Origin of the sequence: Pseudomonas sp. NFPP07 (genome assembly GCF_900115645.1) — a bacterium.
In the GTDB taxonomy this organism is placed as follows: domain Bacteria; phylum Pseudomonadota; class Gammaproteobacteria; order Pseudomonadales; family Pseudomonadaceae; genus Aquipseudomonas; species Aquipseudomonas chlororaphis.
Window position 1 is genome coordinate 454,728 of the sequence record NZ_FOXG01000006.1, and the last position, 24,371, is coordinate 479,098.

The following is a 24,371-nucleotide window of genomic DNA, read 5'->3' on the forward strand; positions in this document are numbered from 1 at the left end:
CAGTCGACAAGTAGTAAGGGATTGAATGCATGCGCGCCTTAGCTGAGTTCATCATGCGCGGCCGTATGCAGGCCACTCTGGTAGTGGCCGGATGTGCGGCATTGCCGTTGTTGTATTGGTTGGGTGCTGCTGCGGGAAGCCTGGTGCTCCTGCGGCGCGGTTTGAGCGACGCCCTTGGTGTCCTCGCCCTGGGATTGCTGCCGGCATTGTTCTGGTGGCTGTACTCCGACGATCCACGCGCACTCATGGTGTTGCTCGGGTCTTCGGGCCTTGCGTTGGTTTTGCGCGCAAGCGAATCCTGGAACCGTGTGCTGCTGGTCAGCATAGCGCTGGGCCTGGTGTTTGCTGGAGTGCTGGGTGTGGCTTACCGCCCCCAGATCGAGATGCTCTCGCAGGAGTTGGTAAAAATCCTGCCGTTGGCCCTCGGTGATCTCTACCAGCAGCTGTCGGTTGAAGAGCGGGCTCGTCTCGCCTCACTGATTGCACCGGTCCTGACCGGCCTGATTGCGGCTTTGTTGCAGGTCGTCAGTGTGCTGAGCCTGATTGTCGGGCGCTACTGGCAGGCGTTGTTGTACAACCCGGGTGGTTTTGGGCGCGAGTTTCGCGCGATCAAGCTCCCGCTGGGACTGGCGATGTTGCTGCTGGCCTGCATGCTGCTGGGACCGAACCTCGGTCCACAGATGGCGATGCTGACGCCGTTGTGCAGCGTACCGCTGGTGTTCGCCGGGCTGGCCCTGATTCACGGGCTGGTGGCGCAAGGGCGACTGGCCAGGTTCTGGCTGGTGGGGTTGTACGTAACGCTGTTGCTGTTTATGCAGCTGATCTATCCGTTGCTCGTGGTGTTGGCCATAGTCGACAGCCTGATTGATTTTCGCGGTCGTTCGGCGCCGAAAGACGCCGATAACGGTCCTGCGAACGGTGAAGGTTAAAAGTTAAGAGGTTATTACCAAATGGAACTGATCCTGCTGGAAAAAATCGCCAACCTGGGCAACCTGGGCGATAAGGTAAACGTTAAGGCTGGTTACGGCCGTAACTACCTGCTGCCTTTCGGCAAAGCCACCGCTGCTACCGCTGCCAACCTGGCTGCGTTCGAAGCGCGTCGTGCCGAGCTGGAAAAACTGGCTGCAGAGAAAAAGGCTTCTGCCGAAACTCGCGCTGCCCAACTGGCTGAGCTGGAAGTGACTATCACTGCCACCGCTGGTGACGAAGGCAAGCTGTTCGGTTCGATCGGCACCCACGACATCGCTGATGCACTGACCGCCTCCGGCGTTGAAGTTGCAAAAAGCGAAGTTCGTCTGCCGAACGGCACCATCCGCAACGTAGGTGAATTCGACGTAGCCGTGCACCTGCACGCTGAAGTTGAAGCCACCGTACGCGTTGTCGTGGTAGCAGCTTAAGCAGTACTTGTCGGCTGGCACCCTCGGGAGCTAGCCGGTAACATCGGGCACGATCCTGTTTACAGGTCGTGCCCTTTGTCTTTCTGTACCCTCAGTTTTTCAACCCCCTGCTTTTCCTAAAAAACCAAGTGGCCATGAACGATATCTCCGCTCCCGAGCAATACGATCTGCAAACCGCTGCCCTGAAGGTGCCGCCACATTCCATCGAGGCCGAACAGGCCGTGCTCGGTGGTCTGATGCTGGACAACAACGCCTGGGAGCGGGTGCTCGATCAAGTCTCCGACGGCGATTTCTATCGACATGACCACCGCCTGATCTTCCGTGCGATCGCCAAGCTGGCCGATCAGAACATGCCGATCGACGTCGTGACCCTGTCCGAACAGCTGGACAAGGAAGGCCAGACGTCCCAGGTCGGCGGCCTGGGTTACCTGGGCGAACTGGCGAAGAACACGCCGTCGGTGGCCAACATCAAGGCCTATGCGCAGATCGTTCGCCAGCGCGCCACCCTGCGCCAGCTGATCGGCATCAGTACCGAGATCGCCGACAGCGCCTTCAACCCCGAAGGCCGCACCGCCGAAGAGATTCTCGACGAAGCCGAACGGCAGATCTTCCAGATCGCCGAAGCGCGTCCGAAGACCGGCGGGCCAGTAGGCGTCAACGAGTTGCTGACCAAGGCCATCGACCGCATCGACACCCTGTTCAACACCGACAACGCCATCACAGGCCTGTCCACCGGCTACACCGACCTCGACGAGAAGACCAGCGGCCTGCAGCCCGCCGACCTGATCATCGTCGCCGGTCGTCCGTCCATGGGTAAGACCACCTTTGCCATGAACCTGGTGGAAAACGCCGTACTGCGCAGCGACAAGGCAGTGCTGGTGTACTCCCTCGAGATGCCAGGCGAATCGCTGATCATGCGTATGCTGTCGTCCCTCGGCCGTATCGACCAGACCAAGGTGCGTTCCGGCCAGCTGGAAGACGACGACTGGCCGCGCCTGACCTCGGCGGTCAACCTGCTCAACGATCGCAAGCTGTTCATCGACGACACCGCCGGTATCAGCCCTTCGGAAATGCGCGCGCGGACCCGCCGCCTGGTGCGTGAGCACGGCGACATCGCCCTGATCATGATCGACTACCTGCAGCTGATGCAGATCCCGGGTTCCAGCGGCGACAACCGGACCAACGAGATTTCCGAGATCTCCCGTTCCCTCAAGGCCCTGGCCAAGGAATTCAACTGCCCGGTAGTGGCCCTGTCCCAGCTCAACCGCTCCCTCGAGCAGCGCCCGAACAAGCGCCCGGTAAACTCCGACTTGCGCGAATCCGGAGCGATCGAGCAGGACGCCGACGTCATCATGTTCGTGTACCGGGACGAGGTGTATCACCCCGAGACCGAGCACAAGGGCATTGCCGAGATCATCATCGGCAAGCAGCGGAACGGCCCCATCGGCTTTATCCGCCTGGCGTTCATCGGCAAGTACACCCGCTTCGAGAACCTCGCGCCGGGCAGCTACAACTTCGACGACGACGAATAAACAGCCGTAGCCGCTGCCGCAGGCTGCGATAAGGGCCGCAGGAGCTTCGTTCGATGGGTAAGCGTTGCGTCTGCCGCGCAGCCGATCGCAGTCTGCGACAGCGACTACAGGCCACCGATTTCCGACCATAGTCGTCGGAATTGGTCATTTTTTGTGCTATATTCCGCGCCCGCGAATTTCTCTGTAAATAAACGCGCCCTCATCTACACCTATACCGGTCATCGACATGCAAGCAGCCAAGCCGTTATTTGACTATCCCAAGTACTGGGCCGAATGTTTCGGACCGGCGCCGTTCCTGCCGATGAGCAGGGCGGAGATGGATCAGCTCGGCTGGGATTCCTGCGACATCATCATCGTCACCGGCGATGCCTACGTCGATCATCCGTCGTTCGGCATGGCGATCATCGGCCGGCTGCTGGAGTCCCAGGGCTTTCGCGTCGGGATCATCGCCCAGCCGAACTGGCAGTCCAAAGACGACTTCATGAAGCTCGGCGAGCCGAACCTGTTCTTCGGCGTCGCAGCCGGCAACATGGACTCGATGATCAACCGCTACACCGCGGACAAGAAAATCCGCTCCGACGACGCCTACACCCCGGGTGGCCTGGCGGGCAAGCGTCCGGACCGCGCCAGCCTGGTCTACAGCCAGCGCTGCAAGGAAGCCTACAAGCACGTGCCGATCGTCCTGGGCGGCATCGAAGCCTCCCTGCGCCGCATCGCCCACTACGACTACTGGCAGGACCGGGTGCGCAACTCGATCCTGATCGACGCCAGCGCCGACATCCTGCTCTACGGCAACGCCGAGCGGGCGATTGTCGAAGTCGCCCAGCGCCTGTCCTACGGGCACAAGATCGAAGACATCACCGACGTGCGCGGCACCGCGTTCATTCGCCGTGACACGCCGCAGGGCTGGTACGAAGTGGACTCCACGCGTATCGACCGTCCGGGCAAGATCGACAAGATCATCAACCCGTACGTCAACACCCAGGACACCCAGGCCTGCGCCATCGAGCAGGAAAAAGGCCCGGTCGAAGATCCCCAGGAAGCCAAGGTCGTGCAGATCCTGGCCAGCCCGAAGATGACCCGGGACAAGACCGTGATCCGCCTGCCGTCCATGGAAAAGGTGCGTAACGATCCAGTGCTCTACGCTCACGCCAATCGGGTGCTGCACCTGGAAACCAACCCGGGCAACGCCCGTGCGCTGGTGCAGAAACATGGCGAGATCGACGTCTGGTTCAACCCGCCACCCATCCCGATGACCACCGAAGAGATGGACTACGTGTTCGGCATGCCGTATCAGCGCATCCCGCACCCGGCATACGGCAAGGAGAAGATCCCGGCCTACGACATGATCCGGTTCTCGGTGAACATCATGCGTGGCTGCTTCGGCGGCTGCACCTTCTGCTCGATCACCGAGCACGAAGGGCGGATCATCCAGAACCGTTCCGAAGAGTCGATCATTCGCGAGATCGAAGAGATTCGCGACAAGGTTCCGGGTTTTACCGGCGTCATCTCCGACCTCGGCGGCCCGACCGCGAACATGTACCGCATCGCCTGCAAGAGCCCGGAAATCGAATCCGCGTGCCGCAAGCCGTCCTGCGTATTCCCTGGCATCTGCCCGAACCTGAACACCGACCACTCGTCGCTGATCCAGTTGTATCGCAGCGCCCGTGCGTTGCCAGGGGTGAAGAAGATCCTGATCGCTTCCGGCCTGCGCTACGACCTCGCGGTCGAGTCGCCGGAGTACGTCAAGGAACTGGTGACCCACCACGTTGGTGGCTACCTGAAGATCGCCCCGGAACACACCGAGGAAGGTCCGCTCAACCAGATGATGAAACCGGGCATCGGTAGCTACGACCGGTTCAAGCGGATGTTCGAGAAGTACTCCAAGGAAGCGGGCAAAGAGCAGTACCTGATTCCGTACTTCATCGCCGCGCACCCGGGCACCACCGACGAAGACATGATGAACCTGGCCCTGTGGCTCAAGGGCAACGGTTTCCGCGCCGACCAGGTGCAGGCGTTCTACCCGTCGCCGATGGCCACCGCCACCGCGATGTACCACTCGGGCAAGAACCCGCTGCGCAAGGTCACCTACAAGAGTGACGGGGTGACCATCGTCAAGAGCGAGGAGCAGCGTCGCCTGCACAAGGCGTTCCTGCGTTACCACGACCCGAAAGGCTGGCCGATGCTGCGTGAAGCGCTGACCCGCATGGGCCGCGCCGACCTGATCGGGCCGGGCAAGAACCAGTTGATTCCTTTGCATCAGCCGTCGACCGACAGCTACCAGAGCGCCCGTCGCAAGAACTCGACGCCGGCTGGCAGCCACAAAGTGGCCAAGGAAACCACCAGGATCCTCACCCAGCACACCGGCCTGCCTCCACGCGGCAGCGACGGTAGCAACCCGTGGGACAAGCGCGAACAGGCCAAGGCCGCCGCGATGGCCCGCAACAAGCAGGCCGCCAAGGAGCGCACGGATGCGGCCAAGGGCAAAGGCAAGAAGCCGGCCCGCAAACCGGTCGTGCCCCGCTAAGGCCACTGCTGTACGGACACAACGCCAACCCCAGGGTTGGCGTTGTGCATTTCGGCGTTCGGGTTTGTTAAGGTGCGCCTCCAGGATTGGCATCAACTCAAGGAAGCGCCGCGTGTTACGTCGCCGCAAAACCCCGCAACAACGGCAGGTCGAAGACCGGCTGCTACGCCTCAAGACCGCCGAATGGCTCGCCTGGCAGCCCTATGTGCGGCGTTTCGGGGTGATTCATATCGCGGTGATGATGACGACGGTCTTCAGCATCTCGCTGACCGCCGCGCAGGTGCCCCATCTGTATTTCCCCCGTGACTTCCAGGTCGCCAACTACGCCGCGATGGCCATGCTGGGCGCTGGCCTGCTGATGAGCCTGTGTTTCCTGCTGGTGATCCGCGGCTACCCGCGTGGCGCCTGGGCCTTGTTCGGCGCGCTGGTGTTCTGCCTGGCATGCGCGCTGCTGGTCTCGCTGGACTCCCGCCAGCGACTGTTCCCGGCCTTTGTCCTGTGCATTCCCCTGGCCGGGCTGTACCTGATGAGCACCCGGCGCTACCAGCGCGGGCTCAAGGTGCTGCAAGTGGCGGCGCGCAAACGCCGGCGCCTGCAGCGACTGGAAGCCGGCCTGAAGCGCGTGCGCTGACCGCCGGTTACATCCTGTCGCCACATTTATGTGCAACCCTGCGCACGCCGAAGCACGCACCGCTCGCTTTTGGTGCTGTACTGCCCACAGCCGTTGGGGAAAGCCCCGGGACTGGTGCTCTGGCATAAGTCTTGCGCGCTTTCGTGTACGTTCAGGTCCGCAGGAGGCACGCCGTGTCGATCCATGTCGCATTGCACCATGTCACGCATTACCGCTACGACCGCGCGGTCGAACTCGGCCCACAGATCGTTCGCCTGCGTCCGGCGGCCCATAGCCGCACGCGGATTCTCTCCTATGCGCTGAAGGTTCAGCCCGAGCAGCACTTCATCAACTGGCAGCAGGATCCCCAGGGCAACTACCTGGCGCGCCTGGTCTTCCCGGAGAAGACCGACGAGCTGCGGATCGAAGTCGATCTGCTGGCGGAGATGGCGGTGTTCAATCCGTTCGATTTCTTCCTTGAGCCCTACGCCGAGAAAATCCCCTTCGCCTATGCCGCCGACGAGCAGCGCGAGCTGGCGCCTTACCTGGAAACCCTGCCACTGACGCCGAAGTTCAAGGCTTACCTCGAGGGCATCGACCGCACGCCGATACCGGCGGTGGATTTCCTGGTGGCCCTGAACCAGCGCCTGAGCGAAGACATCGGCTACCTGATCCGCATGGAGCCCGGCGTGCAGACGCCGGAGCAGACCCTGGACAAGGCTTCCGGCTCCTGCCGCGACTCCGCCTGGCTGCTGGTGCAGCTGCTGCGCAACCTGGGGCTGGCCGCGCGCTTTGTTTCCGGCTACCTGATCCAGCTGACCGCCGACGTCAAATCCCTCGACGGCCCGTCCGGCACCGAGGTCGACTTCACCGACCTGCACGCCTGGTGCGAGGTGTACTTGCCCGGCGCCGGCTGGATCGGCCTGGACGCCACTTCCGGGCTGTTTGCCGGGGAAGGCCATATCCCGTTGGCCTGCAGCCCCGATCCGTCCTCGGCGGCACCGATCAGCGGCCTGGTGGAGCCTTGTGAATGCGAGTTCGGCCACGAGATGTCGGTGGAGCGGGTCTGGGAAGCGCCGCGGGTCACCAAGCCCTACACCGAGGAGCAATGGCTGGCGATCCAGGCCCTGGGCCGGCAGATCGATGCCGATCTGCTGGCAGGCGACGTGCGCCTGACCATGGGCGGCGAGCCGACCTTCGTCTCGATCGACGACCCGGATGGCGCCGAATGGAACACCGCGGCCCTCGGGCCGAACAAGCGCCGGCTGTCCGCCGAGCTGTTCCAGCGCATGCGCAACCACTACGCGCCCAAGGGCCTGGTGCATTTCGGCCAGGGCAAGTGGTACCCGGGCGAGCAATTGCCGCGCTGGTCGCTGAACTGCTACTGGCGCCGCGACGGTGTGCCGATCTGGCACAACGCCGCGCTGATTGCCGACGAGCATGAAGACTATGGCGCCGACAGCGAGCTGGCCGGGCGTTTCCTCGCCAGCGTCGCCGAACGCTTGAAGCTGCCCGCGCGCTTTGTATTCCCGGCCTATGAAGACAACTTCTACTACCTGTGGCGCGAAGGCACCTTGCCGCAGAACGTCAGCGCCGAGGATTCGCGGCTGGCGGACGAGCTGGAGCGGGCGCGCCTGCGCAAGGTCTTTAGCCAGGGCCTGGACAAGGTCATCGGCCAGGTCCTGCCGCTGGCCCGTACCGCCAGGGGCGACCAGTGGCAGAGCGGCCGCTGGTACCTGCGCGACACCCATTGCCGGTTGATCCCGGGGGATTCGCCCCTGGGTTATCGCCTGCCGCTGGCGTCCCAGCCCTGGGTGACGGCGGCGGAGTACCCCTATGTGCACCCCACCGACCCGAACCAGGAGCTGCCCGAGCTGCCGGACAGCGCGCAACTGCGCGAACACGGCGAAGCGGCCGCAGCCGATGAGCGGGTGCCGCAGATCGACCAGTCCGCCGACTGGCTGACCCGCACCGCCTTCTGCGCCGAAGCGCGGGGCGGGCGCTTGTACCTGTTCATGCCGCCCCTGGAGCGCCTGGAGGATTACCTGGAGTTGGTCAGCGCCATCGAGGCCACCGCCGAGGAGTTGCATTGCCCGGTACTGCTGGAGGGCTACGAGCCGCCGAGCGATCCGCGCCTGAGCAACTTCCGCGTCACCCCCGATCCGGGCGTGATCGAGGTCAACGTGCAGCCGTCCGCCAGTTGGGACGAGCTGGTGGAGCGCACCGAATTCCTCTACGAGGAGGCCCGGCAGACCCGCCTGACCACCGAGAAATTCATGATCGACGGGCGCCACACCGGCACCGGCGGCGGCAATCATTTCGTGCTGGGTGGCGCGACGCCGGCGGATTCGCCGTTCCTGCGCCGGCCGGACCTGTTGCGCAGCCTGATCAGCTACTGGCACAACCACCCGTCGTTGTCCTATCTGTTCTCCGGGTTGTTCATCGGCCCCACCTCCCAGGCACCGCGGGTCGACGAGGCGCGCAACGATGCGTTGTACGAGCTGGAAATCGCCTTCGCGCAGATACCCGAACCGGGCGAGGAGTGCCCGCCATGGCTGGTCGACCGGCTGCTGCGTAACCTGTTGATCGATGTCACCGGCAACACCCATCGCGCCGAGTTCTGCATCGACAAGCTGTACTCGCCGGATGGCGCTACAGGCCGCCTGGGTCTGCTGGAACTGCGCGCCTTTGAAATGCCGCCCCATGCACGCATGAGCCTGGCCCAGCAACTGTTGCTGCGGGCCTTGGTCGCGCGCTTCTGGCGCGAGCCCTACGCACCGGCCAAGCTGGCGCGCTGGGGCACCGAGCTGCACGACCGCTTCCTGTTGCCGCACTTCATCGAGCAGGACTTCGCCGATGTCATTGTCGAGCTCAATGCCGCCGGCTACCCGGTGCGGGCCGAGTGGTTCGCCGCGCACCTGGAGTTCCGTTTCCCCAAGGTCGGCGATTACGCGGTCGGCGGTGTCGAGCTGGAGCTGCGCCAGGCCCTGGAGCCTTGGCACGTGTTGGGGGAGGAGGGCTCCGCTGGCGGCACGGTGCGTTATGTCGACTCGTCGCTGGAGCGCCTGCAGGTCAAGCTCACCGGGTTGGCGCCGCAGCGCTACCTGTTGACCTGCAACGGTGTCGCGGTGCCGCTGCAGCCCACCGGGCGAGTCGGGGAGTTCGTCGCCGGCGTGCGCTATCGGGCCTGGCAGCCGTTCAACTGCCTGCAACCGACCATCCCGGTACACGCGCCGCTGGTGTTCGACCTGCTCGATACCTGGATGCAGCGTTCCCTGGGCGGCTGCCAGTACCATGTGGCCCATCCGGGCGGGCGCAACTACGACAGCCTGCCGGTGAATGCCAACGAGGCCGAGAGCCGGCGCATGGCGCGCTTCTTCCGCCTGGGGCATAGCCCCGGCACCTTGTCGGTGCCGAGCCTGACGATCAACGACGAGTTGCCGATGACACTCGATTTGCGACGTTTCTAAAGCAGACGCGACGCCCGGATGTTTCGCATATCCGGGCGTCATGTGTCTGCGTTAATCTGACTTACCTTGCCGTCTGCCGAGCTTTCCATGCCTGACCTGCTTGACCACTACCCGCTGACGGCGGGTACCTACCACGAACTGCTCGACGCCAGTGGCGCGGTGCGCCCGCACTGGCGCCGGCTGTTCGACCAGTTGCAGCGCAGCACGCCGGCGCAGTTGATGCAGCGCCAGGCGCTGCTGACCCGGCAGATCCAGGAAAACGGCGTCACCTACAACGTCTATGCCGACCCCAAGGGTGCCGACCGGCCGTGGGAACTGGACCTGTTGCCCCATGTGATCGCCGCCGATGAATGGCAGCAGCTGTCCGCCGGGATCGCGCAGCGGGCGCGTTTGCTCAATGCGGTACTGGCCGACCTGTACGGCCCCCAGCGGCTGATCCGCGAGGGCCTGCTGCCGGCCGAGCTGGTCTTCGGCCATAACAACTTTCTCTGGCCGTGCCAAGGCATCCAGCCGCCGGATGGCGCCTTCCTGCACCTGTACGCGGTCGACCTGGCGCGCACCCCGGACGGGCGCTGGTGGGTCACCGCCGACCGTACCCAGGCGCCGTCCGGTGCCGGCTACGCCCTGGAAAACCGCATGATCGTGTCCCGGGCCTTTCCGGACCTGTACCGCGATCTGCAGGTGCAGCACCTGGCCGGGTTCTTCCGCACCCTGCAGGAAACCCTGGCCCGCCAGGCGCCCCGGGACGACGAAGCGCCACTGATCGTGCTGCTGACCCCGGGACGTTTCAACGAGAGCTATTTCGAACACCTGTACCTGGCGCGCCAGCTCGGTTATCCGTTGGTAGAGGGCGGCGACCTGACGGTGCGCGACGCCACGGTCTACCTCAAGACCCTGAGCGGCCTGCGGCGGGTCCACGCGATCATGCGCCGGCTCGATGACGACTTCTGCGACCCGCTGGAACTGCGTACCGACTCGGCCCTCGGCGTGCCGGGGCTGCTGGAGGCGGTGCGGCGGGGGCGGGTGCTGGTGGCCAATGCCCTGGGCAGCGGCGTGCTGGAGTCGCCAGGCTTGCTGGGTTTCCTGCCGAAGATCAGCGAGCACCTGTTCGGCGAAGAACTGATTCTGCCGTCCGTCGCCACCTGGTGGTGCGGCGAGGCGCCGGTGCTGGCCCAGGCCCTGGAGAAACTCCCGGAGTTGCTGATCAAGCCGGCGTTCCCGTCCCAGAGCTTTGCCCCATTGTTCGGTCGCGACCTTTGCGAGAAAGAGCGCCAGGCTCTGGCCGAGCGCATGCGGGCGCGACCTTATGCCTATGTCGCCCAGGAACTGGCGCAACTGTCCCAGGCGCCGGTCTGGCAGGCCGAGGACGGCCAACTGCAACCGCGGGCCATTGGCATGCGGGTGTATGCCGTGGCCAGCCGCGATGGTTACAGGGTACTGCCGGGCGGCTTGACCCGGGTGGCCGCCGAGGCCGATGCCGAGGTGGTATCGATGCAGCGCGGCGGCGCCAGCAAGGACACCTGGGTGCTGGGCGAGCGTGCGCCCAGCGGCGAACAGTGGAAAGGCCAGCGGACCATCGGCGTGCATGAACTGGTGCGGCGCGATCCGTACCTGCCGTCGCGGGTGGTGGAAAACCTGTTCTGGTTCGGCCGTTACTGCGAGCGTTGCGATGGCAGTGCGCGGCTGTTGCGGATCATGCTGGCGCGCTATGTTGACGGCGATGACCCGCAGGCCTTGCAGGCGGCGGTCGAGCTGGGCGAAAGCCTGATGCTGCTGCCGGACGAAGGCGAACTGCCCGAGCGTTTGTTGGCGGCCCTGCAGGGGGACGACTGGTCCTTCAGCCTGCGTTCCAACCTGCAGCGCCTGCAGTGGGCGGCGTCCCAGGTGCGCGGCAAGCTTTCGCGGGAGAATTGGCAGGCGCTGGTGGAATTGCAGCGCGAAGCCTTGGCGCTGGAAGCCCGCGAGCCGGACTTCGGCGAGCTGCTGGACTTCCTCAACCGCCTGGTGATGTCCCTGGCGGCGCTGTCGGGCTTCGCCCTGGACGACATGACTCGCGACGAAGGCTGGCGTTTTTTGATGATTGGCCGGCGCATCGAGCGCCTGCAGTTTCTCAGCAGCAGCCTGGCGGCCTTCCTGCGCAGCGCCACCGCGTTCGACCAGGCCGGGCTGGAGTGGCTGCTGGAACTGGGCAACAGCAGCATCACCTACCGTTCCCGCTACCTGGCGGTGGCGCAGTTGATCCCGGTGCTCGACCTGTTGCTGCTCGACGAACAGAACCCCCATGCGGTGCTGTTCCAGCTGAAGCTGGTGACCCGGACCCTCAATCGCTTGAACGACGAGTTCGGCGTACCGCGCGAGGCCGGTTTGCCCAAGCTGGTGGGGCGTCTGGGGCGCTTCGACCTGGGCTGTCTGGAAAACCCGCTGTTCGGTGAGGCCAGCGTGCGGGCGGCACTCGAAGGCCTGGCCGACCTGCTGCAGGAAATCGCCGATGCCAGCGGGCAGGTCTCCGACCGCCTGGCGCTGCGGCATTTCGCCCATGTCGACGATGTCAGCCAACGAACGGTATCCGTCTGATGAGCGCTCATTACCAGATATTCCACGATACCCATTACCACTACGACAGTCCGGTTTCCCTGGCCCAGCAGCTGGCGCACCTGTGGCCGCGCGCCTGCGCCTGGCAGCATTGCAGCCAGCAGGAGCTGCTGATCAGCCCCGGCCCTACCAGCCGTCGCGACGAGCTGGACGTGTTCGGCAACCCGCTGACCCGGCTGGCGTTCGAGCGGCCCCATGACGAGCTGCTGGTCAATGCGCAGCTGACGGTGGAGGTGCTGGCCAGGCCCGCGCTGGATTTCACCCGTTCATTGCCCTGGGACGCCACCCGCAGTGCGCTGACCTACAGCAGCCGGCCGTTGTCCGTGGCCTTGATGGAGGCGTGTCGTTACCGCTTCGAGTCGCCTTATGTGCACTTGAAGAAAAGCTTCGTCGAGTTCTCCGAAAGCTGTTTCCCCGCCGGGCGTCCGTTGTTGCTGGGGGTGCAAGCGTTGATGGAAAAGATCTTCAGCGAGTTCACCTTCGATGCCGAAGCCACCCAGGTGGCGACGCCGCTGGTGGAAGTGCTGGAGCGGCGGCGCGGGGTCTGCCAGGACTTCGCCCATCTGATGCTGGCGTGTTTGCGTTCCCGCGGCCTGGCGGCGCGTTATGTCAGCGGCTACCTGCTGACCCAGCCGCCACCGGGGCAGCCACGCCTGATCGGCGCGGATGCCTCCCATGCCTGGGTCTCGGTGTTCTGCCCGGTGCTCGGCTGGGTGGATTTCGACCCGACCAACAACGTGCAGCCGGCGCTGGAGCACATCACCCTGGCCTGGGGCCGGGATTTTTCCGATGTCTCGCCGTTGCGCGGGGTGATTCTCGGCGGCGGCAGCCACGACCCGGAAGTGCGGGTGACGGTGATGCCGCTGAATGAACGGATCTCTCTGTAGCCGCTGCAGCAGGCTGCGATAAGGTTCGCAGAACCTTCCAGCGGTCTAAAAAACACGGCCGCTACGCGCCCGAGCGCAGCCTTCGGCAGCGGCTACAGGCTTTACAGGAGTTACTTATGTTCCCGGTATCGATCAAGGGCGTGCTGCAATCCCCCGAGGGGTTGGTGGTGCTGATGCTCAACGAGCGTGACGAGTGGGAGCTGCCCGGCGGGCGTATCGAGCTGGGGGAGACGGCGCCGCAATGTCTGGCGCGGGAGATCGAGGAAGAGCTGGATGTGCGGGTGGCGGTGGGCGAGCCGCTGGATTCGTACCTGTTCGAAGTCATCCCCGGCAAGCAGGTCTTTATCTCGACCTATCGCTGCCGGCTCCTGGGCGGTTTTGTCCCGACCATCAGCCACGAGCACAAGGAAATCGGCCTGTTCGCGCCGGACCAGCTACCGGCCAACTTGCCACAGGGTTATCGCGATTCGATTGTCAAAGCGTTGGGTATCCGAGGGTCGGCAACGAATGGCCGCCCCCAGATCCCGAGGGCCTGATGGAAGTATCGGGCCTGGCGGGTCTCAGGCCTTGGGGGCCTGATCGTCTACTGCATCGACGTCGTCGACGGCCACGTCGTCTTCTGTATCCGGGCTTGGTGCGCCGGCTTCTTCAGCGGCCGCTTTCTTGCGTTGCAGCTTTTCCTCTTTCTTCTGCTCCTTTGCCAGGTCTCGCTGACGTTTGGCGAAGGAGTAATTGGGTTTAGCCATGGGCGATCCTCTGGGGTCGAAGGTGAGGTTTGAGCGGCGCGTATTCTGCCCTGTATCGGGGCCCGGCGGTTAATCGGGTTTCTGCTCGGCCCATTTGGGGGCTACCGTCGGTTGCCAGGCCTCCAGCGCCTCCAGCAGTTTGCGCGGCGATTCGCTCACTTGCAGCATGTCACGGTGCGGGGTGCGAACGAAGCCTTCGCCGACGATATGATCGAGAAAACCCGTGAGCTTCTCGTAGAAACCATTCACTTCCAGCAGCCCCAAGGGCTTGGCGTGATAGCCCAATTGCCCCCAGGTCCAGACTTCGAACAACTCCTCCAGGGTACCCAGGCCGCCAGGCAGCGCGATAAAGGCGTCGCTCAGCTCGGCCATGCGTGCCTTGCGGGCGTGCATGCCGTCGACCACCTCCAGGCGCGTCAGGCCCGGATGGCCGATTTCCTTGTCCTTGAGGCTCTGGGGAATGATGCCGATGACTTCGCCGCCAGCCGCCAGGGCCGCGTCGGCGACTATGCCCATCAGGCCGACGGCGCCACCGCCATAGACCAGGGTCAGCTTGCGTTCGGCCAGTTGGCGCCCGAGGGCTTCGGCGGCCTCGCGGTAGGCCGGGTTGGTGCCGGTGCTGGCACCGCAGAACACGCATACAGACGCTAAAGACATGCCTTACTCCATGGTCGGTGAGGGCCACAGAGTAATGGCTGGCCGGCCGCGCTCCAAGGGTCAATCCTCGCAGCGGGGGCTTTCATAGGTGCCGCTGGCACCACAGGCATAGGCGGCGAGCAGGCTGCGGAACAGGCTGTTGAGGTGCATGGCGGACACTCCGATAGTGATGTGCGCCGAGCATAGGCCCGGGGCCGCCAGCTGGCTGTTTGATTCTCTCGATCAGGCCGATAGCGCAAAGTTGTATACAATTTCTTGATGTAAATCATAGGAACTTGTGAAAAACTCAGGCAGTCTTCACCTTCATGGATTCAGATGGATTTTGTTAACCCTGCCTTGGAGATTCACCATGTTTGCCAAACTCGTTGCGGTATCCCTGTTGACACTGGCCAGCAGCCAGCTGATGGCCGCCGAATGTAAGGTCGATGTCGACTCCACCGACCAGATGTCCTTCAACACGAAGGAAATCACCATCGACAAGAGCTGCAAGACCTTCACCGTGAACCTGACCCACTCCGGCAGCCTGCCGAAGAACGTCATGGGCCATAACTGGGTATTGAGCAAAAGCGCGGACATGGCCGGTATCGCTACCGACGGCATGGCCGCCGGCATCGACAAGAACTACCTGAAAGAAGGCGACAGCCGCGTCATCGCCCACACCAAGATCATCGGCTCCGGCGAAAAAGACTCGGTGACCTTCGACGTGTCGAAGCTGACCGCTGGCGAAAGCTACGAGTTCTTCTGCTCGTTCCCGGGCCACAACTCGATGATGAAAGGCGCCGTGGTGCTGAAGTGATCGGTTGATTCCGTGTGATGAAAAAAGCGCCCTGCGGGGCGCTTTTTTTGTGCCTGGAACTGCGTATACAGACTTGTAGCCGCTGCCGAGCCTGCGAGGCTACGAGGACGCATTCCTCGCAAAACCTGCCCACGCGGTCCATCGAACCTACCGCGGCGCCTGGTTTGGCGACCGCTCTGCGGCCGTGCGCAGCCTCGCAGCCTCGGCAGCGGCTACGGGCTGTTTATGGCGCGAACGGCATCACGCGTTTGTGATGGGTCTTGTTGTAGGTGTTGCAGATGATCTTGAACGCCTCTTCGCGCACCGGCTGGCCATGGAGGAAGGCGTCGATCTCGGCGTAGGTCACGCCGTGGGACGCTTCGTCCGGCTTGCCGGGAGACAGGTCTTCCAGGTCGGCGGTAGGGATCTTCTCCACCAGCGACTCCGGCGCGCCGAAATGCCGGGCAATGGCCCGCACCTGGTTCTTCACCAGCCCGCTCAGCGGGGCCAGGTCGCAGGCGCCGTCGCCGAACTTGGTGAAGAAACCCATCACCGCTTCGGCGGCGTGGTCGGTGCCGATCACCAGGCCATGGGCGGCGCCGGCGATGGTGTACTGCGCGACCATGCGCATGCGTGCCTTGGTGTTGCCAAGGACGAAGTCCCGGCTTACCGCCTGATGGCCTTCGAAGGCCGCCACTTCATTGGCCAGGGACTTGACCGCCGGCCCGATGTTCACGGTGTGGCGCTCGTCGGGTTCGATGAAGTCCACCGAGGCCTGGGCATCGTGTTCGTCGAACTGCACGTCGTACGGCAGGCGCACGGCGATGAAACGATAGCCCTGGTCGCCACTGCTGGCGCGCAGTTCGCGTATCGCCCGCTGGGCCAGCAGGCCCGCGGTCAGGGAGTCGACGCCACCGCTGATGCCCAGCACCAGGGCCTTGAGCCCGGAATTGAGCAGGCATTGCTGGATGAACGCGACCCGCCGGGCGACTTCTGCCTCGAGATCGGCCTGGTCCTTGAAAGGGGGTTGGACCTTGAGCTGTTCAGCAATCTCACGCTGTACGGCTTGCATGATTCACTCCTTGCTTGATGTGCCAGAAAGGGCGGCAGGTACTTGGAAAACGTGGCGCAGATAAGCGACGAAGTTGGGATCCTTGCAATGGGTCTTGCCCGCTTCGTCGGAGATCTTGGCGACGGGCTGGCCATTGCAGGCGGCCATTTTAAGCACGATGCTCATCGGCTCGACACCGGGAATATCGCACGTCAGGTTGGTGCCGATACCGAAGCTGACATTGATCCGACCGCGCAACGCACGAAAAATCTCCAGGGACTTGGGCAGCGTCAGGCTGTCGGAGAACACCAGGGTCTTGCTCATCGGCTCGATACCCAGTTTCAGGTAATGGGCGATGGCTTTTTCCGCCCAGACGATCGGATCGCCCGAGTCGTGGCGCAAACCGTCGAACAGCTTGGCGAAGTACAGATCGAAATCGTTGAGGAAGGCGTCGGTGGTGATGCAGTCGGTCAGGGCGATCCCCAGCAGGCCGCGGTACTCGCGGACCCAGCAGTCGAGGGCGGCGATCTGGCTGTCGATCAGCCGCGGCCCCAGTTGCTGGTGGGCCATGATCCACTCATGGGCCATGGTGCCCAGGGGTTTCATGTCCAGCTCGCGGGACAGGTGCACGTTGCTGGTGCCGACGAAACGCCCGGGGAAGTCGTGCTTGAGCACGTTCACCACTTCTTCCTGGACCCGGTACGAGAAGCGCCGGCGGGTGCCGAAGTCGGCCACCTGCAGGTGCGACAGTTCATCGGCGCTGGCGTTGGCGCTCAGCCAGTCGAACTTGCGATACAGCTGTTCGCGCGCCTGTTCCAGGACGACTTCGCGGTAGCGATAGCGGTTACGCACCTCGCTGACGATCGCCAGCATCGGCACTTCGAACAGGATCACATGCAGCCAGGGCCCGCGCAGGCGGATGAACAGCTCGCCGTTCTCGATACCGGTATGCACATACCGCAGGTTGAAGCGGAACAGCCCGAGAAAACGCAGGAAGTCCGGTTTCAGGAAGCTGATGCGCTCGAGAAAACTCAACTGGTCGGCGCTCAGGCTCAGGTCGGCCAGGCGCTCGAACTGATAGCGGATCTCCGCCAGATAGGGGCGCAGGTCCTCGCTGTTGCGGCAGCGGAATTCCCATTCGACTTCCACATTGGGGTAGTTGTGCAGCACCGCCTGCATCATGGTCAGTTTGTAGAAGTCGGTGTCGAGCAGGTTCTGCACGATGCGATCGGCAAACACACTCTCGCTCATAACGGGAATCTCCATGCTGGCCGCGATGAAGGGCGCGGCTTTCCAGCTTTTTCAATGAAGGCAGTAGTGGCGCATATCCGCCGTGGGTTTTGCCAGTGTTTTTTGCTTGGGGACGATGTCGAGGCTGATGGCCTCATCGCGGGCAAGCTCGTTCCTACAGGTACGGCGCTGCTCTTGTAGGAGCGAGCTTGCTCGCGATGGCGTCCATTCGTCTGGCCTCCATCCCGGATCAGGCCGGCGTCGGGCTGTCGATCTGTTCCAGCATCCAGCGTACGAAGTCCCGCACCTTGGGCACTTCGGCCGCATGTTCGGGGTAGGCCAGGTAATAGGCGTCGTGGCTGGGCATGGCGTAGTCCCAGGCCAGCACCAGCTTGCCCTCGGCCAGCTCTTCTTCCACCAGGAACCGCGGCAGCAGGGCCACGCCGCAGCCGACCTGGGCGGCCCGGATGCACATGTAGAAGGTTTCGAAGCGCGGGCCGTGATAGCTGTGCTCGGTGTGGTAACCCTGGCTGTCGAACCAGTCATGCCAGGCCTGCGGCCGCGAGGCCAGTTGCAGCAGCACCAGCTCGGCCAGCTGCGTCGGGTCGGTGAACGGCTTCTGCGGCAGGCTGCCCGGGGCGCAGACCGCCACCAGCTCTTCGCCGAACAGCTTCAGGCACTCGGTGCCCGGGCGCGAACCCTGGCCGAAGTAGAACGCCATGTCGCTGCGGCCCTGCAGCAGGTCGTCGGCTTCCTGCTCGTTGCACAGGTCCAGGTGGATCTGCGGGTGGCGCAGGCGCCAGCCCTTGAGGCGCGGCACCAGCCAGCGCGCACCGAAGGTCGATGGGGTGGACACCCGCAGGACTTCGGTTTCGCCGCCGTAGGAGCGCAGGTAATGGGTCGACATCTCGATCTGCGAGAGGATCTTGCGCACCTCCACCAGGTACAGGTCGCCGGCCGGGGTCAGTTGCAGGCGCCGACGTACCCGGCGAAACAGCAGGTGTTGTAGGAGTTCTTCCAGCTGCGCGACCTGCTTGCTGACCGCGCTCTGGGTCAGGTTCAGCTCCTCGGCGGCGCGGGTGAAGCTCAGGTGCCGGGTGACGGCCTCGAAACACTGCAGGGCGGTGATCGAGGGCAGGTAGCGTTTGTTCAGCATCGAGGGTTCCTTGTTCGTGTCCCGGCTGCGCAGCATGAATAAACGGAATGATATCTCGCCTAATCGTCGTTTGTTGGCAAGTCTCGGGCCGGCTACAACTACAGTCCTGAATAGCTGTGTCAACGGCTACGACTTTTTGCTTTCCATTTGTAAGGAGTGACCCATGGTTGCCGCATTGCTTGATCGTCTTGGTGTGAACCCGGCCCTGTATCAATCGGGCAAGCAGCCCGTGCATTCGCCGATCGACGGCAGCCGCATCGCCTCGGTGAACTGGCAGGGCGCGGCCGAGGTGGAGCAGCAGGTCAGTCGCGCGGAGCATGCGTTCGAGTTGTGGCGCAAGGTGCCGGCGCCGCGGCGTGGCGAGCTGGTGCGCCAGTTCGGCGAAGTGCTGCGCGAATACAAGGCCGACCTCGGTGAGCTGGTGTCCTGGGAAGCCGGCAAGATCACCCAGGAAGGCCTGGGCGAAGTGCAGGAAATGATCGACATCTGCGACTTCGCGGTCGGCCTGTCGCGCCAGCTGTACGGCCTGACTATCGCCTCCGAGCGCCCGGGCCACCACATGCGCGAAACCTGGCACCCACTGGGCATCGTCGGGGTGATCAGCGCGTTCAACTTCCCGGTCGCGGTCTGGGCCTGGAACACCACCCTGGCGCTGGTCTGCGGCAACCCGGTGATCTGGAAACCCTCGGAAAAGACCCCGTTGACCGCCCTGGCCTGCCAGGCGCTGTTCGAACGCGTGCTGAAGAACTTCAGCGATGCCCCCGAGTACCTGAGCCAGGTGGTCATCGGCGGGCGTGACGCCGGCGAAGCGCTGGTGGACGACCCGCGCGTGGCCCTGATCAGCGCCACCGGCAGCACCCGCATGGGCCGCGAAGTGGCGCCGAAAGTCGCCGCGCGTTTCGCCCGCAGCATCCTCGAGCTGGGCGGCAACAACGCGATGATCCTGGGGCCGAACGCCGATCTGGACATGGCCGTGCGCGCCATCCTGTTCAGCGCCGTCGGCACCGCCGGCCAGCGCTGCACGACGTTGCGCCGGCTGATTGCCCATGAATCGGTGAAGGAAGAAATCGTCACCCGCCTCAAGGCCGCCTATTCCAAGGTGCGCATCGGCCATCCGCTGCAAGGCAACCTGGTCGGCCCGCTGATCGACAAGCACAGCTTCGACAACATGCAGGATGCGCTGGAGCAGGCCCTGAGCGAGGGTGGCCGGGTGTTCGGCGGCAAGCGCCAGCTGGAAGAGCAGTTCCCCAACGCCTATTACGTGTCGCCGGCGATCGTCGAAATGCCGGAGCAGAGCGACGTGGTGTGCAGCGAAACCTTCGCGCCGATCCTCTACGTGGTGGGCTACAGCGATTTCGCCGAAGCGCTGCGCCTGAACAACGCCGTGCCGCAAGGCCTGTCGTCCTGCATCTTCACCACCGATGTGCGTGAGGCCGAGCAGTTCATGTCGGCGGTGGGCAGCGACTGCGGCATCGCCAACGTCAACATCGGCCCGAGCGGCGCGGAAATCGGCGGCGCCTTCGGTGGCGAGAAAGAAACCGGCGGCGGCCGCGAGTCCGGCTCCGATGCCTGGCGCGCCTATATGCGCCGGCAGACCAACACCGTGAACTACTCACTGGAGTTGCCATTGGCGCAGGGTATTACCTTCGACTGATCGACCCCGATCGCGCCCGCCTGCCGGGCGCTGTAGCCGCTGCCGAAGGCTGCGATAAGCTCCGAAGGCGCTTGGTTCCCGATCTCCTGTCGGGCCTGCGGCGGCCTTCAGTTCGCCGCGACCGTACCGGTCGATCGCAGCCTGCGGCAGCGGCTACAGGGGAGGTGCTGGTTCATGGTCTGTGGTTCGTTGATTTCGGAGTCTGGCAATGCCGTTACGCGAAGAATGCCTGTGGGAAAAACTGACGCCGCAAAGGCCTGACAATGCCGCCCTCAAGGGCGAGGTCAGGGTGGATGTCTGCGTGATCGGCGCGGGTTTTACCGGCCTGTCGGCCGCCGTGCACCTGCTGGAGCAGGGCAAAAGGGTTTGTGTACTGGAAGCCCACCGCACCGGTCACGGTGGTTCGGGACGCAACGTGGGGCTGGTGAACGCCGGGATGTGGATCCCGCCGGACGAGATCGAGGCCGGTTTCGGCGAGGCGGTCGGCAGCCAGCTCAACCGCATGCTGGGGGCGGCGCCGGCCCTGGTGTTCAGCCTGATCGACAAATACCGCATCGATTGCCAGCTGCGCCGCGAAGGCACCTTGCACATGGCGCACAACGCCCGGGGCGAAGCCGACCTGCGCAGCCGGGAAGCCCAGTGGAAACGTCGTGGCGCGCCGGTCGAGCTGTTGACCGGCGCGGCCTGTGAAACCGCCACCGGCACCAGGAAGATCGCCGCCGCCTTGCTCGATCGCCGGGCCGGTACGGTCAATCCGATGGCCTATGTCAGTGGCCTGGCCAAGGCCGCGGTCGACCTGGGTGGCCAACTGTTCGACCATTCGCCGGTGACCCGTCTCGAACGCCAGGGCCAGCGCTGGTCGGTGCAGACCGCCCAGGGCTCGGTGCTGGCCGAGCAGGTGGTGATTGCCTCCAATGCCTACACCGAGGGCGACTGGACCGAATTGCGGCGCAATTTTTTCCCCGGTTACTACTATCAGGTCGCCTCCAGGCCGCTGACCGAGGAAGCCGCGCAGCGGATCCTGCCGGGTGGCCAGGGTTCCTGGGATACCCGCCAGGTGCTCAGCAGCATTCGCCGGGACGCCGACGGTCGCCTGTTGCTGGGCAGCCTGGGCAATGGCAACCAGAAGCCGGCCTGGTTCCTCAAGGCCTGGGCCGACCGGGTACAGCAGCACTATTTCCCTTACCTGAAAACGGTGGAGTGGGAGTGCACCTGGACCGGTTGCATCGCCTTTACCCCCGATCACCTGATGCGTCTGTTCGAGCCGGCGCCCGGTCTGGTGGCGGTCACCGGCTACAACGGCCGGGGCGTGACCACCGGCACCGTGGTCGGCAAGGCGTTCGCCGATTACCTGTGTAACGGAAATCCTCAGGCCTTGCCGATTCCCTTCGCCCCCATGCAGCCCCTGGCCGGCGTGGGCTTGCGCAGTTGCCTGTACGAGGCCGGGTTCTCCCTGTATCACGCGGGCCAGTGCCTGCGGATCGTTATCTGACAAAGGAAATATGTTGCCGGGTGCGGCGCTTTTCGGCGCAGCGACTAGCCTGTAGTGGTGCGGGGCGTAGCAGTCCTGCACCAGTAGTGTGCAGTTCGGTTACGCAGGCTGTTACAGGCTGGTTGCACGTTGATTTGCGCTGCGGTTGCAATGATGGCGCAGGCGGGTTGCGCCTGATGTTTTGTAAGGTTTCACCTTCCGCGGTTTAGACGGTTGCACGCCCAATAAAAAAGGGCTCGAAACAGTCGAAATAACAATAAAAGAGCGACTTTTTTCAGAATAAAAAACCAATGGCACGGCCCTTGCTCTGAGCATTCGGTGAAGTCGCAGTGCCAACTAAAAAAACCTTGGAGCACCACCTCATGTCCCAGACGTTTTACAAGAAAGGCTTTCTGGCCCTCGCAGTGGCAGCTGCGTTGGGTGTTTCTGCGTTTGCTCAGGCCGACCTCAAGATCGGCGTAGCGGGTCCCATGACAGGCGCCAACGCGGCATTTGGCGAGCAGTACATGAAGGGTGCACAGGCAGCGGCTGACGAGATCAACGCCAAGGGCGGCGTCAACGGCGAGAAGATCGTCCTGGTCAAGGGCGATGACGCCTGCGAACCGAAACAGGCCGTGGCCGTGGCCAACCGCCTGGTGGACCAGGACAAGGTGGCCGGTGTGGTCGGTCACTTCTGCTCGTCGTCGACCATTCCGGCTTCCGAGGTTTACAGCGATGCGGGCGTGATCGCCATCACCCCGGGCTCCACCAACCCGCAGGTCACCGAGCGCGGCCTCTCCGCCATGTTCCGCATGTGCGGGCGTGACGACCAGCAGGGCATCGTCGCCGGCGACTACATCGTCGACGTGCTCAAGGGCAAGAAAGTCGTGGTCCTGCACGACAAGGACACCTACGGCCAGGGCCTGGCGGATGCCACCAAGGCCCAGTTGAGCAAGCGCGGCGTGACGCCCGTGCTGTACGAAGGCCTGACCCGCGGCGAGAAAGACTTCAGCGCCGTGGTCACCAAGATCCGCGCCGCCGGTGCCGATGTCGTCTACTTTGGCGGCCTGCACCCGGAAGCCGGTCCGCTGGTACGCCAGATGCGCGAGCAGGGCCTCAAAGACGTCAAGTTCATGTCCGACGACGGTATCGTCACCGATGAACTAGTGACCACCGCCGGCGGTCCGCAATACGTCGATGGCGTGTACATGACCTTCGGCGCCGACCCGCGCCTGCTGCCGGACAGCAAGACCGTGGTCGACGCTTTCCGCAAGGCCGGCACCGAGCCTGAAGGCTACACCCTGTACGCCTACGCGTCGGTCCAGGCACTGGCTGCCGGCTTCGGCGGGGCCAAGTCCAACAAGGGCGAGGACGCCGCCAAGTGGCTCAAGGCCAACCCGGTGAAAACCGTGATGGGCGAGAAGACCTGGGACGCCAAGGGCGACCTGAAAGTCTCCGACTACGTGGTTTACCAGTGGGACAAGGACGGCAAATACCACCAGCTGGAAAAACAGAAGTGACATGAGCGTCTGGGCAGGCCGGCCCTTCCTCCAGGGGAGGGCGCAGGCCTGCTGCATGCGTGTCCGTGCAGTACCTGTCTTTTCTCGTAGAGCTGCACAACTGTCGTGTTGCGCGGGTGGGTGAACCCCAAGGCCGTCGTATCCGCTGTGTGCAGTCTCTCAAATGCGTGAGATTGCGTTATGGATGGTATTTTCCTGCAGCAACTGATCAATGGACTGACCCTCGGGTCCGTCTATGGTCTGATCGCCATCGGCTACACAATGGTCTATGGCATCATCGGCATGATCAACTTCGCCCACGGCGAGGTTTACATGATTTCCGCTTACCTCGCGGCAATCAGTCTGGCTCTGCTGGCCTACTTCGGCATCGAATCCTTCCCGCTACTCATTCTCGGTACCCTGGTCTTCACCGTCGTCGTGACGGGGATCTATGGCTGGGTCATCGAGCGCGTCGCCTACAAACCCCTGCGTAACTCCACCCGCCTGGCGCCGCTGATCAGCGCCATCGGTATCTCGCTGATCCTGCAGAACTACGCGCAGATCAGCCAGGGCGCCAAGCAACAAGGTGTACCGACGCTGCTGGCCGGCGCCTGGAAGGTCGACATCGGCACCGGTTTCGTCCAGCTCACCTACACCAAGATCTTCATCCTGGTGGCGGCATTCGCCGGCATGGCGGTGCTCACCTACATCATCAAGTACACCAAGCTCGGCCGCATGTGCCGCGCCACCCAGCAAGACCGCAAGATGGCCTCGATCCTCGGGATCAACACCGACCGGGTGATTTCCTACGTGTTCATCATCGGCGCCGCCATGGCGGCGCTGGCGGGCGTACTGATCACCATGAACTACGGCACGTTCGACTTCTATGCCGGCTTCATCATCGGCATCAAGGCGTTCACCGCGGCGGTACTCGGCGGCATCGGCTCGCTGCCGGGCGCGATGCTCGGCGGGATCATCCTCGGGATCTCCGAGTCGCTGTTCTCCGGTCTGATCAACTCCGACTACAAAGACGTGTTCAGTTTCTCGCTGCTGGTGCTGATTCTGATCTTCCGTCCCCAAGGCCTGCTGGGTCGCCCACTCGTGGCGAAGGTATAAG

The 24,371-nt window shown here is 63.7% G+C and carries 19 protein-coding genes; 14 read left to right on the plus strand and 5 right to left on the minus strand.

The annotated features are described in order from the left end of the window. The first annotated feature begins 29 nt into the window (after positions 1 to 29). The 9 genes from BM019_RS17950 (at position 30) to BM019_RS17990 (ending at position 13,551) form a co-directional block, all read left to right on the plus strand. Complete coding sequence (locus BM019_RS17950) at positions 30 to 929, plus strand: hypothetical protein (RefSeq protein WP_009041913.1); 900 nt, start codon at positions 30 to 32, stop codon at positions 927 to 929. 21 nt (positions 930 to 950) lie between these two features. Next, on the plus strand, positions 951 to 1,397 hold the full coding sequence (rplI, locus tag BM019_RS17955) for a 50S ribosomal protein L9 (protein WP_007921484.1): 447 nt from the start codon (positions 951 to 953) through the stop codon (positions 1,395 to 1,397). Between the two features lie 134 nt (positions 1,398 to 1,531). After that, complete coding sequence (gene dnaB, locus BM019_RS17960; RefSeq protein ID WP_007921486.1) at positions 1,532 to 2,929, plus strand: replicative DNA helicase; 1,398 nt, start codon at positions 1,532 to 1,534, stop codon at positions 2,927 to 2,929. Positions 2,930 to 3,155: 226 nt separating this feature from the next. Next, a complete protein-coding gene (locus BM019_RS17965; protein ID WP_009041914.1) occupies positions 3,156 to 5,456 on the plus strand; it encodes a YgiQ family radical SAM protein in 2,301 nt (766 codons plus the stop codon). Between the two features lie 112 nt (positions 5,457 to 5,568). After that, positions 5,569 to 6,087: a hypothetical protein gene (locus BM019_RS17970; RefSeq protein WP_092419094.1), complete on the plus strand. Its 519-nt coding sequence runs from the start codon at positions 5,569 to 5,571 to the stop codon at positions 6,085 to 6,087. A 173-nt stretch (positions 6,088 to 6,260) separates the two neighbouring features. Then, positions 6,261 to 9,536: a transglutaminase family protein gene (locus BM019_RS17975; protein ID WP_092419096.1), complete on the plus strand. Its 3,276-nt coding sequence runs from the start codon at positions 6,261 to 6,263 to the stop codon at positions 9,534 to 9,536. Positions 9,537 to 9,623: 87 nt separating this feature from the next. Then, on the plus strand, positions 9,624 to 12,110 hold the full coding sequence (locus BM019_RS17980) for a circularly permuted type 2 ATP-grasp protein (protein ID WP_092419098.1): 2,487 nt from the start codon (positions 9,624 to 9,626) through the stop codon (positions 12,108 to 12,110). Continuing rightward, on the plus strand, positions 12,110 to 13,015 hold the full coding sequence (locus BM019_RS17985; RefSeq protein WP_092419100.1) for a transglutaminase family protein: 906 nt from the start codon (positions 12,110 to 12,112) through the stop codon (positions 13,013 to 13,015). The genes BM019_RS17980 and BM019_RS17985 overlap by 1 nt, the downstream gene beginning before the upstream one ends. A gap of 116 nt (positions 13,016 to 13,131) precedes the next feature. Beyond that, the gene (locus tag BM019_RS17990) at positions 13,132 to 13,551 is read left to right on the plus strand and encodes an NUDIX hydrolase (RefSeq protein WP_092419102.1); all 420 of its coding nucleotides are present in this window, start codon (positions 13,132 to 13,134) and stop codon (positions 13,549 to 13,551) included. Between the two features lie 24 nt (positions 13,552 to 13,575). On the opposite strand, the gene BM019_RS17995 is transcribed toward BM019_RS17990, so the two are convergent. Continuing rightward, positions 13,576 to 13,761 (minus strand): hypothetical protein, encoded by a 186-nt coding sequence (locus BM019_RS17995; RefSeq protein WP_092419104.1) that lies wholly within the window; start codon positions 13,759 to 13,761, stop codon positions 13,576 to 13,578. Positions 13,762 to 13,830: 69 nt separating this feature from the next. Further along, the gene (locus tag BM019_RS18000; RefSeq protein ID WP_092419106.1) at positions 13,831 to 14,418 is read right to left on the minus strand and encodes an LOG family protein; all 588 of its coding nucleotides are present in this window, start codon (positions 14,416 to 14,418) and stop codon (positions 13,831 to 13,833) included. A 349-nt stretch (positions 14,419 to 14,767) separates the two neighbouring features. Between BM019_RS18000 and azu the strand changes: the two genes are divergently transcribed. Continuing rightward, a complete protein-coding gene (gene azu / locus BM019_RS18005) occupies positions 14,768 to 15,214 on the plus strand; it encodes an azurin (RefSeq protein ID WP_007921507.1) in 447 nt (148 codons plus the stop codon). A 223-nt stretch (positions 15,215 to 15,437) separates the two neighbouring features. Here azu and nadE read toward each other — a convergent pair whose 3' ends face one another. The 3 genes from nadE to BM019_RS18020 form a co-directional block, all read right to left on the minus strand. Beyond that, the gene (nadE, locus tag BM019_RS18010) at positions 15,438 to 16,265 is read right to left on the minus strand and encodes an ammonia-dependent NAD(+) synthetase (RefSeq protein WP_009041922.1); all 828 of its coding nucleotides are present in this window, start codon (positions 16,263 to 16,265) and stop codon (positions 15,438 to 15,440) included. A 3-nt stretch (positions 16,266 to 16,268) separates the two neighbouring features. After that, the gene (pncB, locus tag BM019_RS18015) at positions 16,269 to 17,495 is read right to left on the minus strand and encodes a nicotinate phosphoribosyltransferase (RefSeq protein ID WP_009046709.1); all 1,227 of its coding nucleotides are present in this window, start codon (positions 17,493 to 17,495) and stop codon (positions 16,269 to 16,271) included. A 229-nt stretch (positions 17,496 to 17,724) separates the two neighbouring features. Beyond that, the gene (locus BM019_RS18020) at positions 17,725 to 18,630 is read right to left on the minus strand and encodes a LysR family transcriptional regulator (RefSeq protein ID WP_062823826.1); all 906 of its coding nucleotides are present in this window, start codon (positions 18,628 to 18,630) and stop codon (positions 17,725 to 17,727) included. 163 nt (positions 18,631 to 18,793) lie between these two features. Between BM019_RS18020 and BM019_RS18025 the strand changes: the two genes are divergently transcribed. The 4 genes from BM019_RS18025 to BM019_RS18040 all read left to right on the plus strand — a co-directional run bounded on the left by BM019_RS18025 (position 18,794) and on the right by BM019_RS18040 (position 24,370). Next, the gene (locus BM019_RS18025; RefSeq protein ID WP_092419108.1) at positions 18,794 to 20,284 is read left to right on the plus strand and encodes an L-piperidine-6-carboxylate dehydrogenase; all 1,491 of its coding nucleotides are present in this window, start codon (positions 18,794 to 18,796) and stop codon (positions 20,282 to 20,284) included. Positions 20,285 to 20,492: 208 nt separating this feature from the next. After that, positions 20,493 to 21,776: an L-pipecolate oxidase gene (locus tag BM019_RS18030; protein WP_009041925.1), complete on the plus strand. Its 1,284-nt coding sequence runs from the start codon at positions 20,493 to 20,495 to the stop codon at positions 21,774 to 21,776. Between the two features lie 362 nt (positions 21,777 to 22,138). Continuing rightward, positions 22,139 to 23,275: a branched-chain amino acid ABC transporter substrate-binding protein gene (locus BM019_RS18035; RefSeq protein ID WP_007925216.1), complete on the plus strand. Its 1,137-nt coding sequence runs from the start codon at positions 22,139 to 22,141 to the stop codon at positions 23,273 to 23,275. A gap of 180 nt (positions 23,276 to 23,455) precedes the next feature. Beyond that, positions 23,456 to 24,370: an ABC transporter permease subunit gene (locus BM019_RS18040; RefSeq protein WP_007925218.1), complete on the plus strand. Its 915-nt coding sequence runs from the start codon at positions 23,456 to 23,458 to the stop codon at positions 24,368 to 24,370. Position 24,371 lies beyond the last annotated feature (1 nt).

What these genes read in the sequence shown, in the direction of transcription:
- BM019_RS17950 (WP_009041913.1), top strand. Translation starts at nt 30, where the DNA reads ATGCGCGCCTTAGCTGAGTTCATCATGCGCGGCCGTATGCAGGCCACT.
- rplI (WP_007921484.1), top strand. Translation starts at nt 951, where the DNA reads ATGGAACTGATCCTGCTGGAAAAAATCGCCAACCTGGGCAACCTGGGC.
- dnaB (WP_007921486.1), top strand. Translation starts at nt 1,532, where the DNA reads ATGAACGATATCTCCGCTCCCGAGCAATACGATCTGCAAACCGCTGCC.
- BM019_RS17965 (WP_009041914.1), top strand. Translation starts at nt 3,156, where the DNA reads ATGCAAGCAGCCAAGCCGTTATTTGACTATCCCAAGTACTGGGCCGAA.
- BM019_RS17980 (WP_092419098.1), top strand. Translation starts at nt 9,624, where the DNA reads ATGCCTGACCTGCTTGACCACTACCCGCTGACGGCGGGTACCTACCAC.
- BM019_RS17985 (WP_092419100.1), top strand. Translation starts at nt 12,110, where the DNA reads ATGAGCGCTCATTACCAGATATTCCACGATACCCATTACCACTACGAC.
- BM019_RS17990 (WP_092419102.1), top strand. Translation starts at nt 13,132, where the DNA reads ATGTTCCCGGTATCGATCAAGGGCGTGCTGCAATCCCCCGAGGGGTTG.
- BM019_RS17995 (WP_092419104.1), bottom strand. Translation starts at nt 13,761, where the DNA reads ATGGCTAAACCCAATTACTCCTTCGCCAAACGTCAGCGAGACCTGGCA.
- BM019_RS18000 (WP_092419106.1), bottom strand. Translation starts at nt 14,418, where the DNA reads ATGTCTTTAGCGTCTGTATGCGTGTTCTGCGGTGCCAGCACCGGCACC.
- azu (WP_007921507.1), top strand. Translation starts at nt 14,768, where the DNA reads ATGTTTGCCAAACTCGTTGCGGTATCCCTGTTGACACTGGCCAGCAGC.
- nadE (WP_009041922.1), bottom strand. Translation starts at nt 16,265, where the DNA reads ATGCAAGCCGTACAGCGTGAGATTGCTGAACAGCTCAAGGTCCAACCC.
- pncB (WP_009046709.1), bottom strand. Translation starts at nt 17,495, where the DNA reads ATGAGCGAGAGTGTGTTTGCCGATCGCATCGTGCAGAACCTGCTCGAC.
- BM019_RS18020 (WP_062823826.1), bottom strand. Translation starts at nt 18,630, where the DNA reads ATGCTGAACAAACGCTACCTGCCCTCGATCACCGCCCTGCAGTGTTTC.
- BM019_RS18025 (WP_092419108.1), top strand. Translation starts at nt 18,794, where the DNA reads ATGGTTGCCGCATTGCTTGATCGTCTTGGTGTGAACCCGGCCCTGTAT.
- BM019_RS18030 (WP_009041925.1), top strand. Translation starts at nt 20,493, where the DNA reads ATGCCGTTACGCGAAGAATGCCTGTGGGAAAAACTGACGCCGCAAAGG.
- BM019_RS18035 (WP_007925216.1), top strand. Translation starts at nt 22,139, where the DNA reads ATGTCCCAGACGTTTTACAAGAAAGGCTTTCTGGCCCTCGCAGTGGCA.
- BM019_RS18040 (WP_007925218.1), top strand. Translation starts at nt 23,456, where the DNA reads ATGGATGGTATTTTCCTGCAGCAACTGATCAATGGACTGACCCTCGGG.